The organism is Rhodococcus sp. H29-C3, assembly GCF_030063405.1.
Lineage (GTDB): Bacteria > Actinomycetota > Actinomycetes > Mycobacteriales > Mycobacteriaceae > Rhodococcoides.
Genome location: NZ_JASITC010000003.1, coordinates 579,256 through 591,903 on the forward strand (window position 1 = coordinate 579,256; position 12,648 = coordinate 591,903).

Annotated in this window: 12 protein-coding genes; 9 read left to right on the top strand and 3 right to left on the bottom strand. The window is 61.8% G+C overall.

Features of this window, described 5'->3' with window-relative positions; translation table 11 throughout:
* Positions 1-2 precede the first annotated feature (2 nt).
* Both mftM and mftR read right to left on the bottom strand, forming a co-directional pair.
* A complete protein-coding gene (gene mftM, locus QMK32_RS10070) occupies positions 3-839 on the bottom strand; it encodes a mycofactocin oligosaccharide methyltransferase MftM (RefSeq protein WP_283474665.1) in 837 nt (278 codons plus the stop codon).
* Positions 836-1,474, bottom strand: a complete 639-nt coding sequence (gene mftR, locus QMK32_RS10075) for a mycofactocin system transcriptional regulator MftR (protein ID WP_283474666.1) — start codon at positions 1,472-1,474, stop codon at positions 836-838. The genes mftM and mftR overlap by 4 nt, the downstream gene beginning before the upstream one ends.
* 111 nt (positions 1,475-1,585) lie before the next feature.
* On the opposite strand from mftR, the gene mftA reads away from it, so the two are divergent.
* The 6 genes from mftA (at position 1,586) to QMK32_RS10105 (ending at position 8,343) form a co-directional block, all read left to right on the top strand.
* A complete protein-coding gene (gene mftA, locus QMK32_RS10080; RefSeq protein WP_084348019.1) occupies positions 1,586-1,699 on the top strand; it encodes a mycofactocin precursor MftA in 114 nt (37 codons plus the stop codon).
* 1 nt (position 1,700) lies between these two features.
* Positions 1,701-2,003: a mycofactocin biosynthesis chaperone MftB gene (mftB, locus tag QMK32_RS10085; RefSeq protein WP_283474669.1), complete on the top strand. Its 303-nt coding sequence runs from the start codon at positions 1,701-1,703 to the stop codon at positions 2,001-2,003.
* A gap of 85 nt (positions 2,004-2,088) precedes the next feature.
* Positions 2,089-3,339, top strand: coding sequence for a mycofactocin radical SAM maturase (mftC, locus tag QMK32_RS10090; RefSeq protein ID WP_283474670.1), 1,251 nt, complete (start codon positions 2,089-2,091; stop codon positions 3,337-3,339).
* 12 nt (positions 3,340-3,351) lie between these two features.
* The gene (gene mftD, locus QMK32_RS10095; protein ID WP_269300890.1) at positions 3,352-4,530 is read left to right on the top strand and encodes a pre-mycofactocin synthase MftD; all 1,179 of its coding nucleotides are present in this window, start codon (positions 3,352-3,354) and stop codon (positions 4,528-4,530) included.
* Between the two features lie 4 nt (positions 4,531-4,534).
* Positions 4,535-6,397 (top strand): mycofactocin system FadH/OYE family oxidoreductase 1, encoded by a 1,863-nt coding sequence (locus QMK32_RS10100; RefSeq protein WP_283474672.1) that lies wholly within the window; start codon positions 4,535-4,537, stop codon positions 6,395-6,397.
* Complete coding sequence (locus QMK32_RS10105) at positions 6,394-8,343, top strand: mycofactocin system FadH/OYE family oxidoreductase 2 (protein WP_283474673.1); 1,950 nt, start codon at positions 6,394-6,396, stop codon at positions 8,341-8,343. Before QMK32_RS10100 ends, QMK32_RS10105 begins: the two co-directional genes overlap by 4 nt.
* Before the next feature lie 30 nt (positions 8,344-8,373).
* On the opposite strand, the gene QMK32_RS10110 is transcribed toward QMK32_RS10105, so the two are convergent.
* Complete coding sequence (locus tag QMK32_RS10110; protein WP_283474674.1) at positions 8,374-8,868, bottom strand: pyridoxamine 5'-phosphate oxidase family protein; 495 nt, start codon at positions 8,866-8,868, stop codon at positions 8,374-8,376.
* A gap of 79 nt (positions 8,869-8,947) precedes the next feature.
* Here QMK32_RS10110 and mftE point away from each other — a divergent pair, with 79 nt between their 5' ends.
* From mftE to mftG, 3 genes are all read left to right on the top strand, one after another.
* Entirely contained in the window at positions 8,948-9,652 is a 705-nt protein-coding gene (gene mftE, locus QMK32_RS10115; protein WP_283474676.1) for a mycofactocin biosynthesis peptidyl-dipeptidase MftE, read from the top strand.
* Between the two features lie 103 nt (positions 9,653-9,755).
* Positions 9,756-11,153 carry a mycofactocin biosynthesis glycosyltransferase MftF gene (gene mftF / locus QMK32_RS10120; RefSeq protein ID WP_283474743.1) on the top strand — a complete coding sequence of 466 codons (1,398 nt, stop codon included), beginning with the start codon at positions 9,756-9,758 and terminating at the stop codon, positions 11,151-11,153.
* Positions 11,150-12,619, top strand: a complete 1,470-nt coding sequence (gene mftG / locus QMK32_RS10125; protein WP_283474678.1) for a mycofactocin dehydrogenase MftG — start codon at positions 11,150-11,152, stop codon at positions 12,617-12,619. The genes mftF and mftG overlap by 4 nt, the downstream gene beginning before the upstream one ends.
* Positions 12,620-12,648 lie beyond the last annotated feature (29 nt).

Sequence of the window (12,648 nt, forward strand, 5' to 3'; positions counted from 1 at the left end):
GCTCATACCGGAAGCAAAACGGATGCTTTGTTCAAAACCAGCCACCCGCCGTGGAATTCGGCAACGTCGAAGTCGTTATGGGTAGATCGCCCTAGTTCGATCAAGGCTGCGTCGTCGAAGGTGCGGACGTGGCCATGGCATGCGGTGGCCACGTCTTCGAAAGGCACAGCGATGACCACTCTGGTCCGTGCGATGCGTAAGGCCTCTTCGATGATCCGCGTGCCGGTATCTGCGTCCACGTGCTCGAGGAGGTGCAAGGCCGTCACCGTGTCGACGCTGTTGTCCGCGAGTGGGACATCGGCTGCGTCACAGATCAGTGTCTCGATGGTGACGCCGAGGTGCGGCGCGACTGTATCGAGTAGGCGCATGGTGCCGGCGGACAGATCGGTCGCCGTCACAGTGTGTCCGCTCAACGCAAGGCGGAGCGGGAAGAATCCGAAACACGAACCCAGATCCAGAACCGAACCGATCACCAAGGATTCTGCGCGCTCGTGAATGGATGCGAAATCCGCAACTCCCGACAGCAATTCGTCGAGCGAGTTTCGGTAATACGTGGCCCATGCTTCGACCGGATCGGCAACTGTCGATCGAACGAGGCCGACCATTACCAACTCGAACTCCCGCTGAGACAGTTCGGCGTCGACTGCATGTGCGGTGATCTCACGGACGAGTCTTTCGCCGATGTCCTTCGAGCTGAGGCCGTGGCGGACATCCACCGCGTCGCCGTGGCGCGTCACGCCGATGTGTCCGGGGGCTGCCTGCGGAGTGAACGTGACGGTCGTATTTTCGTGAGTCCACGAACCGGGAACGCTGGGCGCGAGGGCGTCTAGTTCGGTCATGTCGATTCTTTCGCGTAAGTGATCGAAGCCGTCGGAGTGCTGGGAATACCGGAATACAGCGTTCTGGTGCCGTCGGACAGAAGCTCGGCGAGGTCGAGTGTGTCATCGGTGAGCCACTGCTCGTATGCAGACATTGCCACACCGAGAACCAGCCAGCCAACCGTTCGGGGAAAGTGATCGCTTGCGTTCGAATCCGTTCGTGCCGCCACGTATTCGGTGATGACACCCCGCCAGCCCTCGTACATGAGCATCGAGTAACCCTGGAGCGCAGGATTGCGCAGAATGAGCTCCATGCGTTGGCGGTGGACCGCGCGTTCGGCCTCGGGGAAAGTGTTGAAATGTAGAAGCGCAGAGCGGATCCCGTCGGCCAGCAAGATGTCTTGGGGAAGTGCAGCAAGAAGGCTGCGAAGTGCACCGAGTTGTTCGTCGAAGTCCCCCCACGGAACGGCGTTCTTGGATGGGAAATATCGAAAGAACGTGCGGCGCGCGATGCCGGCGGCTTCGGCGATCTCGTCCACGCTGGTCTCGTCGAATCCGTTCCGAGCGAAGAGCTCGATGCCGAGATCGCTGATCTCACCCCTCGTTGTGGATGGGCGTCGACCTACCCGGCTGGACGGTTTCGTACGACTTTCCACTTTTTCTCTCCGATTGGTGTCATTCTGCACTCGATGCCATTATTGTAGTGAATCAAGTCACGTCCAGTACCGGATGTGGCGGATCCACATATTTTCACCTGGAGGTAAGCGATGTCCCAGAATTCGAAGACCGACGTTGTCAACGCTGCAGTGATCGAGACCGACCTCGTCGAAGAATCCCTCGTCGAAGAGGTTTCCATCGACGGTATGTGCGGCGTCTACTGACATGTCCGCACCCGTGAAGTCGTCCCAGGAAGCTGCACTGGACCTGGATGCTCGATGGGCTCTTCACCCGCAGGTGGCGCTGCGTCCCGAGTCGTTCGGGGCGCTGCTCTACCACTTCGGGACACGCAAACTCTCTTTTCTCAAGAACCGGACGATCGTAACGATCATCGAATCGTTACCCGATCATTCTGACCTGCGGTCCGCGATCATGGCTGCAGGAATCGCAGAATCGGCACTGCCCCAGTACACGCGCGCCCTCGCGACACTGGTCGGTTCGCACATGATCGTCCGTATCGACGCCTGATCACCACACTCACCAGAGAACTCGAGCACGCCGGAAGCAGCCCCTTCCATCGTCTCGCCACACCCATACCGAAGAGGACAACCCGATGACCTCCATGCTTGAAAGGCCTGCGCCACCGCCTGCGGTCGGCAAACTGGTCGATCAGTTCGAACTCGGACTCGACGCACCCATCTGTCTGACGTGGGAACTGACCTACGCCTGCAACCTGTCTTGCGTTCACTGCCTGTCCTCATCCGGCCGGCGTGATCCCAACGAGCTCTCGACCGAGCAGTGTAAGTCGATCATCGACGAGTTGCAGAAGATGCAGGTCTTCTACGTCAATATCGGTGGCGGTGAGCCGACGGTTCGAAGCGATTTCTGGGAACTCGTGGACTACGCGACGGCCCATCAGGTCGGCGTCAAGTTCTCCACCAACGGCGTCAAGATCGACAAGAAGGTCGCTGCCCGCCTGGCCGCATCCGACTACGTCGATGTGCAGATTTCCATCGACGGCGCCACTGCAGAGGTCAACGATGCAGTTCGCGGACCCGGATCCTTCGACATGGCGATCCGCGCCCTCGAGAATTTGCAGGAGGCGGGGTTCAAAGACGCGAAGATCTCTGTAGTCGTCACCCGCCACAACGTGTCGCAGCTCGATACATTCAAGGCGCTGGCGGACAAATACGGTGCGACGCTTCGGATCACGCGGCTACGCCCGTCGGGACGTGGCGCCGATGTGTGGGACGATCTGCATCCCACGGCCGGCCAGCAGCGAGAGCTGTACGACTGGCTGGTCGCGAACGGCGAGGGCGTATTGACCGGAGACTCGTTCTTTCACCTCTCGGCCTTCGGCGACGCGCTACCGGGCTTGAACCTGTGCGGCGCTGGGCGAGTGGTGTGCTTGATCGATCCGATCGGCGACGTCTACGCCTGCCCGTTCGCTATCCACGAGAACTTCCTCGCCGGAAACATCGTCCGCGATGCGCGTCCCGCGACAGCGACATCTGCGGCTATGGGCGGTTTCCAAGCTGTCTGGCAGACCTCCGAATTGTTCCAGGAACTGCGATCCCCGCAGACCTCGGGCGCATGTACCAAGTGCGCACATTTCGATTCGTGCCGCGGTGGCTGCATGGCAGCAAAGTTCTTCACCGGCCTCCCCATGGACGGCCCTGACCCCGAATGCGTGATCGGCAACGGCGAGATGGCGTTGGCGGCGGCGGGGGAAATCCCCAAGTCCAGCGTCGACCACTCCCGTACCGGGCAGCGTAAGACACCGAGAGCGTCGGTTCCGCTCACATTGATGATGCGGCCACCGGCCAAGATCTGCGACGAGAATCCTCTCGCAGGAATGGAATAGGAACATATAGCTATGGCCAAGAGTGAGTGGTTCGAGACCGTTGCCGAGGCGCAACGGCGTGCCAAGAAACGCCTTCCGAAGTCCGTGTACGCCGCACTGGTGGCGGGCTCGGAGCGGGGCATCACCGTCGACGACAACACGGCAGCATTCGGTGAGCTCGGCTTCGCGCCGCATGTTGCCGGATTGTCGGACAAACGTGATCTGTCGACAACGGTCATGGGACAACCACTCTCGTTTCCGGTCATGATCTCGCCGACGGGTGTGCAGGCCGTGCACCCGGAAGGCGAGGTCGCTGTGGCCCGTGCCGCAGCTGCGCGCGGAATCCCGGTCGGGTTGTCCTCTTTTGCGAGCAAATCCATCGAAGAGGTCGCGGCAGTGAACCCGCAGACGTTCTTCCAGATGTATTGGGTCGGCTCTCGGGAGGTTCTGCTTCAGCGCATGGAGCGGGCACGTGCGGCCGGCGCGGTCGGACTGATCATGACGCTGGACTGGTCGTTCTCCAACGGGCGCGACTGGGGCAGTCCGTCGATCCCGGAAAAAATGGACCTCAAGGCGATGTGGCAGTTCGCACCCGAAGGAATCACCCGGCCGAAGTGGTTGTGGGAGTTCGCGAAAACCGGGAAGATCCCCGACCTGTCGACGCCGAACCTGACCCCACCCGGGGGCACTGCGCCCACATTTTTCGGTGCGTACGGCGAGTGGATGGGCACCCCGTTGCCGACCTGGGAGGACGTCGCCTGGCTACGTGAGCAGTGGGGCGGGCCGTTCATGCTCAAGGGAGTCATGCGCGTAGACGACGCCAAGAAAGCAGTCGACGCCGGAGTCACCGCCATCTCGGTGTCCAACCATGGTGGCAACAATCTCGATGGCACTCCCGCGCCGATCCGCGCGCTGCCTGCGATCGCCGAGGCAGTGGGCGACCAGATCGAGATCACTCTCGACGGCGGCATCCGTCGCGGTAGTGACGTCGTCAAGGCAATCGCGCTCGGTGCTCGTGCTGTCATGATCGGCCGGGCGTACCTGTGGGGTCTTTCGGCGAACGGTCAGGCCGGAGTGGAGAACGTTCTCGACATTTTGCGGGGCGGCGTCGACTCTGCTGTTCTCGGACTCGGTCACTCCTCGATCCATGACCTGACTGCGTCCGACGTCGTCATGCCGTTGGGGTTCGACCGAAAGCTTGGTGCAGAGTAGAGAGGTGACTCTGCTGACGGAGCCGATCGTCCTCGGTGGGCGGTCGGCTGCCAGTCGCGTGATGTTCGGTCCGCACGAAACCAATCTGGCCGACGGACGGGCTTTCTCGCCAGAACTGGTCGAGTATTACCGCCGTAGGGCGGGCGTCGGGATCATCGTCACCGAGAATGCGTCGGTGCATCGGTCGGACTGGCCTTACGAGCGAGCGCCTCTGGCATCGGAGTGCGGGCCGGGTTGGCAGGCGGTCGTCGATGCGTGCAGACCGAATGGAACGCTCGTCCTGGCAGGTCTCACTCACACCGGGTCCCAAGGCTCGACCGCGTACTCGCGGGAGGCACTGTGGGGGCCTTCGCACGTCGCCGACGTGGCTTCGCGTGAGTTGCCGATGGCGATGGAACCGGAACACATCCGTGCCGCGGTGGATGGGTTCGCTGCCGCTGCGCGCGTTGCTGTCGATGCAGACGTCGACGGCGTCGAACTCGATGCAGGCCCGTCGAGCTTGATACGGCAGTTCCTCTCCGGCCTGACCAATCTACGAGAAGACGAATTCGGTACCGACCGAATACTGTTCGTACGGAACGTGATTGCTGCAGTGCGGGCCGAGCTCGGGCCCGATCGCATCCTTGCGCTGCGGCTGAGTTGTGACGAGGGAGCGCCGTGGGCGGGTATCACTCCCGCGATCGGTGCCGACATCGCCCGCGAGATCGCGCCGGACCTGGATCTGCTTACTGTCGTTCGAGGTGGGGCGATGGACATGTCCTCCTATCGCCCGGACTTCCACACCGAGCCTGGGTTCAACCGTGACCTGTGCCGATCGGTATCTGACTCCGTCGACGCCGTGGTTCCCGTTGTTCTGCAAGGCAGCATCGTCGATACGGTGATGGCCGATGCCGCACTCTCCGAGGGCGTTGCCGACATCGTCGAGATGACACGCGCGTTGATAGCCGATCCCGATCTGGTATCGAAGTCGCGAGCCGGTGCGAACCCGCGGCCGTGCATTCTGTGCAATCAGAGTTGTCTGGTTCGGGATCCGCGTAACCCGACCGTGGCGTGCATCGGACGAGCAGGCGATGACCCGGAGCCGGACGGTGCAGGCAAGGTGCTGGTGGTGGGTGGTGGCCCCGCTGGTCTCGAGGCAGCGCGGGTGTTGGCCCTGCGGGGTCGGACGGTCACCTTGTACGAGCGTAAACCCGTACTGGGGGGCCTGTTTTCGCTCACGAGCATCGGGGAGGCGTTGACCGACTGGCTCGCCGCCGAGTGCGTCCATCTCGGGGTCGATATCGTGACCGGGATCGAGATCGAACCCAACGATCTCGAGGCAGAAAAGGATGTCGTCCTTGCAACCGGCAGTGTGCCGAGTCCGCGATCGTTCGAGGTGGCACCAGGCGTGCACTACCTCGATTCCGGAGCTGTTCTGGGCGGTGCAGCGCTCGACGAGGGGCCCGTTGTCGTGTGGGATCCGGTCGGTGGTCCTGTGGCTGTCGCACTTGCAGAGCGTTTTGTACAGGCCGGTAGAGACGTTTCCGTGGTGACTGTCGATCAGACCATCGGTCGACACCTTTCCTTGACCGGTGACCTCGCTCCGGCCAACGTTCGGCTGCAGCGCGCGGGCGTCCAGCGTCATCTACTGTCCCGAATTCTGCGTGTCGGCGACGGCGGCGCCGAGGTCGAGGACATACATACCGGGCAGCGTCGCAAGATCGAATGCGCAGTGGTAGTGGACTGCTCGCATCGCTCTGCTGACGATTCCTTGCACGGTCCCGGACGAGTGACGATAGGGGACTGCGTCGCGCCTCGTTCTGCGGCGGAGGCCATTCGAGACGGATACGACGCCGGAGTGCAGAAGCCCACGGTGTCTGCTCGATGAAGTATCCGCGGCTGTTCGACTCTCTCGACATCGGTCCGTCGACGCTGCGGAACCGAGTTGTCTTCTCCGCGCATTTGACCAACTTCGCCGAGAATGGACTCCCGACGGATCGCCACGCCGCCTATTACGCAGCTCGCGCCGCAGGCGGGGCTGGATTGATCATCGTCGAGGAACAGTCCACACACCCGTCGGATCAGCCGTACGAGAAGATGATCCAAGGATATCGCCCAGCGGTGATACCTGGATATCGAGCGATCACGGACGCCGTACACGTACACGGAGCTCTCGTTCTGGCGCAGGTCAACCACAATGGTGGACAGTCGTCGGGAATGTATTCGGGGCGCGCGGTCCTCGCACCCAGCGCTGTCCCCGATCCGCTCTTTCGCGAGGTGCCGCATTCCCTCGACCGGGTCGAGATCGGCGAGTTGACAGACGCATACGTGCGCGTCGCCGAGCATTGCAGGGACGGCGGATTCGACGGCGTGGAGCTGCAGTGTTCACAGTCCTCGTTGATCCGAATGTTCCTGGCGCGTACGACGAACCATCGCACCGACGAATACGGAGGGAACCTCGAAGGACGAGCGAGATTTCTGGTGGAGGTTCTCTCGGCGGTTCGCGCAGCGTTGGGACCCGAGATGATCGTGGGGGTGAGGTTGAGCGGGCAGGAATACATCGAGGGGGGCATCGGTCTGGACGAGGCCGTGGACACCGCTGTTCTGATCGAACGAACCGGTTCTATCGATTACATCAATACCGCAATTGGCGTGGCGACCTCGACGCTCCACCTGATCGAGGCATCGATGGCGACGCCCCATGGTTACGCGAACTTCGTTCCCAGCGCGATCCGAGAGCGGGTGTCGTTGCCGGTGATCGGGGTCGGACGATTCACCACGCCGGAGATGGCCGAGCAGGCTCTTGCCGACGGGGTGTGCGATCTGGTCGGCATCGTTCGCGGCAACATTGCAGATCCGGAGTTCGCGAACAAGGCACGTGAAGGCCGTGCGCGAGAAGTCCACACCTGCCTTTCCTGCAATCAGGACTGCATCGGACGCGTCGGGATGAACGCCGCACTGGGATGCGTCGTAAACCCCAGCGCCGGACGAGAATTCTTGACCGTTCCGCCGTTGCCCGCGGTGAAACAGCGAGTCCTGATTGTTGGAGGGGGACCTGCCGGACTGCAGGCGGCATCGACTGCTGCACACGCAGGGCACGACGTCACGCTGTACGAACGTGAGCCACAGACCGGGGGACAGGTCCGGACCGCTGGACGGGCACCCCACCGAGCCGAATTCGCTGGTGTCGTCGATGTTCTCGAAGCGGAATGCCGCGCCCGCGGCGTCAAAATTCGAACGTGCGTGGAGGTCGACAGAATGCTCGTCCTGACGCAGAAGCCGAATGCGGTGGTGATCGCGACCGGGGCGAGTTCGGTGCGTCCGGTGTGGGCAGGTTCCCACGATCATGTCGTCGACGTCCGTGAGGTCCTCGACGGCACCGTGGCTTTGTCAGGTCGCGTCCTGATCGTCGACGAACTGAGTTTCCACCACGCGACGTCGACGGCAGAATTTCTGGCCGAACGCGGCTGTCAGGTGACGGTATGCACGCCGGGGATGGTCGTCGGGCAGGATCTCGGGCTCACGCTGGACATGGAAGGGTGGCGGCGGCGAGCGCACGGACAGTCGATCACCTGCCTGACCGATGTCGTCCCGGTCCAGCTACGCGCCGGACTCGATATTTCGCTGCTTCATCACCCCACCGGGGTGATAGCGAACCATCGGTTCGATTGGATCGTCTGCTCGCTCCATCAGAAGCCGGACGATTCACTGTGGAACGAACTGAAGGATGACGAGTTTTCGGTCGTGCGCATCGGCGACGCGGTCACACCTCGCCGACTGGATTCGGCGATACGCGAGGCGGATCTGGCGGCGAAGAGCCTTGCATCGACGTGACCATGCAGTCGAGACGAACGAACAATTCCGCTACAAATCCACGGTGTCGTTGGTTCCCACATCTGGCTTGTCCCCGGTGATTCGGGATTTCGCGTAGGCGATCAATGTCGAGACCTTCGACCTGGGTGCCGACCAGTATTCGGCGCCTTCGGCCTCGACCCTGATCAGAACGACCTCTTCGGACTCGGGCCCGTTGTCGAACCACGCTGCAGCTGCCTGATTCCACAGGTCCTTCTTCTTCGATTCATCGAGAACGATGTCGGCGCTGCCGGACAACGAAACCCAGGCGGTTCCCGACTGGAATGCAACGTTGACGGAACTGTTCGCTCGCACGTCCAAGACCTTGCGTGAGTCATTACGAGCGAAGAACCATAGATTCCCGTCGAATTCTGTCTCCTGCAACGCCATCGGCCTCGACAACAGGTGCCCATCGCGCCCATGGGTGGTGAACATACAGAGTTTCGAGTCACTCATGAGGCCGGCTACCTTTTCGACGCCGGCCATTCGGTCTTCAGGAGGTGTCATGCAGAGGTGCTTACCCCAGACCTCGATCGGCAAACGCCGATGGGAGGGTGCCGATCGGCTATCCGATAGCATCCACGGAATGCTGCCGCCATCCGCCTCCGAGCCGTTGCGACTAGGCATCGGTGGGTGGACGCGAGTGCACGACGCTCAGACCGTCGTCGTGCCCGTCGGATCGTTCGAGCAGCATGGACCGCACCTGCCGCTGGACACCGATACCCGCATCGCCGAGGCGCTCGCGATGCGGCTGCCCGGCACTGTTCTTGCTCCGGCTATCGCATATGGAGCAAGTGGGGAGCACGAGGGTTTTCCCGGGACCGTATCCATCGGTTCGGACGCGCTGCACGCGGTTCTGGTCGAGTACGGACGCTCGGCGTGCCGTTGGGCCGAACGTGTGTTGTTCGTCAACGGTCACGGCGGCAACGTCTCGACGCTGATCTCGGCCGTCGGACTGCTGCGTTACGAGGGACGCGATGTCGCGTGGCTACCCTGTGCTGTTCCCGGCGCGGACGCGCACGCCGGCCGGACCGAAACTTCACTGCTGCTCTACCTTTCACCCGACGTCGTCGACATGTCCCGTGCGGAGGTAGGAAATACCGACACTATCGATTCTTTGCTTCCACGCCTGCGTGCGGGGGGTACGAAGGCGGTATCGCCCAACGGGATTCTCGGTGACCCGCGACTGTCCAGCGGGGATGAGGGGGAGGTAGTACTGCAGGATATGTGTGCACGGGGCAGCGCTGCGGTGAGTCGGTGGGCACCGTCCGATAGCGGAATGTTGACGTGATTCGGGTTCCCGATCCGGCCGGTCGAAACCGGCTTCGAGTATGTTCCTCGAAATTTAGGGCAGTGGATGACACATCGGCGCAATGTCCGCTTACGATCACCTGATGGGTCAAGGTCGGTTACCTGATGGATTCGGGGTGCGAGTCGATCCGCGTGTTCGCAAATACTCCGACGGTCGAGTGTTGATCGGTGGTTCACCGACCAGAATGTTGAAGCTTGCACCTACCGCGGCCGCCATGATCGGCGACGGTTTTCTCGAGGTCACCGACTCGCAGTCGGCGCTCGTTGCTCGCAAACTTCTGGACTCGGGAGTAGCCAACCCGCGGCCGATGTCCATTCCGTCTCCGCAGGATGTGACTGTCGTCGTTCCGATGAAGAACAATGCCTCCGGTCTCGGCAGGTTGCTTCCTGCGCTCCACGGCTTGAACGTCATCATCGTCGACGACGGATCCGACGAGCCAGTGACCGCGCCGCCGATGGCCTGGAGCGTCGGTGGGGTGACGGTCCTACGTCACGAGACCTCGCGAGGGCCTGCAGCAGCTCGAAACACGGGACTTCGGAGTTCAACAACGGATTTCGTCGCTTTTCTCGACTCGGATGTCGTTCCCCGAAAGGGATGGCTCGAGGTAATGCTGGGGCACTTCTCGGATCCGGCGGTGGCGCTGGTTGCTCCTCGTATCGTTGCCCTCGAACCCGAGGGCAACGCCTTGGCCAGGTATGAGCATGCTCGCTCCTCTCTCGATCTCGGTCGCCGGGAAGCGGCTGTTCGGGCGGGTAGTTCGGTGTCCTACGTTCCCAGCGCAGCCATGTTGATACGCAGGCACGTAGCCGAGGAATGCAATGGGTTCGACGAATCCATGCATGTCGCCGAGGACGTCGATCTGTGCTGGAGGTTGCAGGAAGCCGGGTGGCGATTGCGATACGAGCCTGTTGCGCACGTTGCTCACGATCATCGAGTGACATTCGGGCGGTGGTTCGGCCGCAAACTGTTCTACGGCACCGGCGCCAGCCCTCTTGCCGAGCGTCACCCCGGAATGGTCCCGCCGATTTCGATGTCACCCTGGACCCTGATCGCCACCTTGTTGGCTATCAGTTTCACCAAGCTCGGGCTGCTGGGCGCGCTGGCGACTCTCGCAGTGACCATCGGTCGACTACGCAAGATGTTTATCGGTCTCGATCATCCCACGCGCATCGCCGCGATACTCGCCGCCGAAGGATTCATTGCAGGGATTTGGCAACTTGCATCGGCGATGTGTCGGCATTATTGGCCGATAACCCTGCTCGCAGTGTTGCTTTCGAGTCGAATCAGGAAGATCGCCCTCGGACTTGCCGTTGCCGAAGCGCTGGCCGACTGGTACAACCACCGCGAACTCGGTGGCTTGGATCCGCTACGGTATGCCTTCTTCAAGCGGGTCGACGACATCGCGTACGGCTCAGGCCTATGGCGAGGTGCCGTCGAGTCTCGGAGCTTGAAGGCGTTGACTCCGCGCATGGACACGTGAGCCCGCTCGAGACTTCGTACGCCGATGTGATCGTCGTAGGTGGCGGCTCTTGTGGCTCCGTTGTGGCATCGCGAGCTAGCGCGAATCCGGATTGTCGGGTAGTGCTTCTCGAAAGTGGGCCCGGGCTCTCGAGCGATGGGACGTATCCGCCGGAGATTCTGAACGCACATGTCCTACCGGTTGGGCCCTCGAGCCCTTGGACGTCGTCGTATCGTGCGGAACTGACGCCGGAGATCACCCGCTGGATCTCACGGGGTCGAGTCCTCGGAGGCTCTGGTGCAGTCAACGGCGGGTACTTCGTGCGGGGTAGGCGGCGAGACTTCGATGCCTGGCCGGCTTCCTGGTCTTACGACGAGGTGTTGCCTTTCTTTCTGAAGTCGGAAACCGATCTGGACTTCTCGGGTGAGTGGCACGGTCGAGGTGGTCCGATGCCGGTAGCGCGGACCCCTCGCAGGGCACAAAACGAGTTCACGAAACTGTTTCACGACGCGGCGACGACGCTCGGCTACCCCTGGGATCCGGACATGAACGATCCGACTTCCTCGGGCGGAATCGGCGCGGTTCCACTCAATGTCGTGGACGGCCGCAGAGTGAATGCTGCTGCAGCATATCTACTCCCGGTACTCCACCGATCCAATTTGGATGTCTTCACTGAATCCACGGTCGTTGCAGTGCTTTTCGATCGAACCCGTGCAACGGGTGTGGAAGTAGTTCGTAACGGACGTGTTTCGAGGATTCTGGCTCCCCAGGTGGTTCTGTGTACTGGGGCGGTCCGTACTCCGCAGCTGCTCATGCTTTCGGGGATAGGGCCGGCAGATCACCTTGCGGGGCTAGGAGTTCCAGTCGTTTTGGATCATCCGTACGTGGGCCGCGAGTTCAGTGATCATCCGGAAGTCGGCGTTTACTATCGAACACCGTTACCCTTCGAACCTGCATCGCCCCTTCAGGAGGTGCTGCATGTCGATGATCTGGAAATACGTCCGTACACAGCGGAATTCGATCGACTGATCCCCGGACTGCCGATCGGTGACCCGATGATCGGTGTCGGCCTGATGACGTCCGACAGTCGCGGCGACATCACGTTGGTGTCAGCGGACCCCATGGATGGCCCGCTCGTGAGATATCGATATTTGGAATCGGCGGGCGATCGTCGCGCAGTCAGGGCAGGACTCGATCGTGTTGCCGAATTGATCGGACGGCTATCGAGGCGCCATCCGATCGAGGTGCTCCATGTCTTCGGCGACCCTCTGCAGAGTCGACTGGGTACCTCGCTTCATCTCTCGGGGAGTTGCGCGATGGGCAACGACAACGGCGTTCTCGACGATAGGTTGCAGGTGCGGGGGCTCGAGGGTCTGATGGTGGCTGACACATCTGCCTTTCCAGTTGTTCCTACGCGTGGACCGCACGCGACTGCAGTCATGCTCGCCGAGCGTGCTGCGGACTTCCTTTCGGCGTCCGTCACGTAAGACCTCTTCTCGAGGTATGAGCTGTCGAC

What these genes read in the sequence shown, in the direction of transcription:
- mftM (WP_283474665.1), bottom strand. Translation starts at nt 839, where the DNA reads ATGACCGAACTAGACGCCCTCGCGCCCAGCGTTCCCGGTTCGTGGACT.
- mftA (WP_084348019.1), top strand. Translation starts at nt 1,586, where the DNA reads ATGTCCCAGAATTCGAAGACCGACGTTGTCAACGCTGCAGTGATCGAG.
- mftD (WP_269300890.1), top strand. Translation starts at nt 3,352, where the DNA reads ATGGCCAAGAGTGAGTGGTTCGAGACCGTTGCCGAGGCGCAACGGCGT.
- mftB (WP_283474669.1), top strand. Translation starts at nt 1,701, where the DNA reads ATGTCCGCACCCGTGAAGTCGTCCCAGGAAGCTGCACTGGACCTGGAT.
- QMK32_RS10105 (WP_283474673.1), top strand. Translation starts at nt 6,394, where the DNA reads ATGAAGTATCCGCGGCTGTTCGACTCTCTCGACATCGGTCCGTCGACG.
- mftE (WP_283474676.1), top strand. Translation starts at nt 8,948, where the DNA reads ATGCTGCCGCCATCCGCCTCCGAGCCGTTGCGACTAGGCATCGGTGGG.
- mftC (WP_283474670.1), top strand. Translation starts at nt 2,089, where the DNA reads ATGACCTCCATGCTTGAAAGGCCTGCGCCACCGCCTGCGGTCGGCAAA.
- QMK32_RS10110 (WP_283474674.1), bottom strand. Translation starts at nt 8,868, where the DNA reads ATGACACCTCCTGAAGACCGAATGGCCGGCGTCGAAAAGGTAGCCGGC.
- mftF (WP_283474743.1), top strand. Translation starts at nt 9,756, where the DNA reads ATGGGTCAAGGTCGGTTACCTGATGGATTCGGGGTGCGAGTCGATCCG.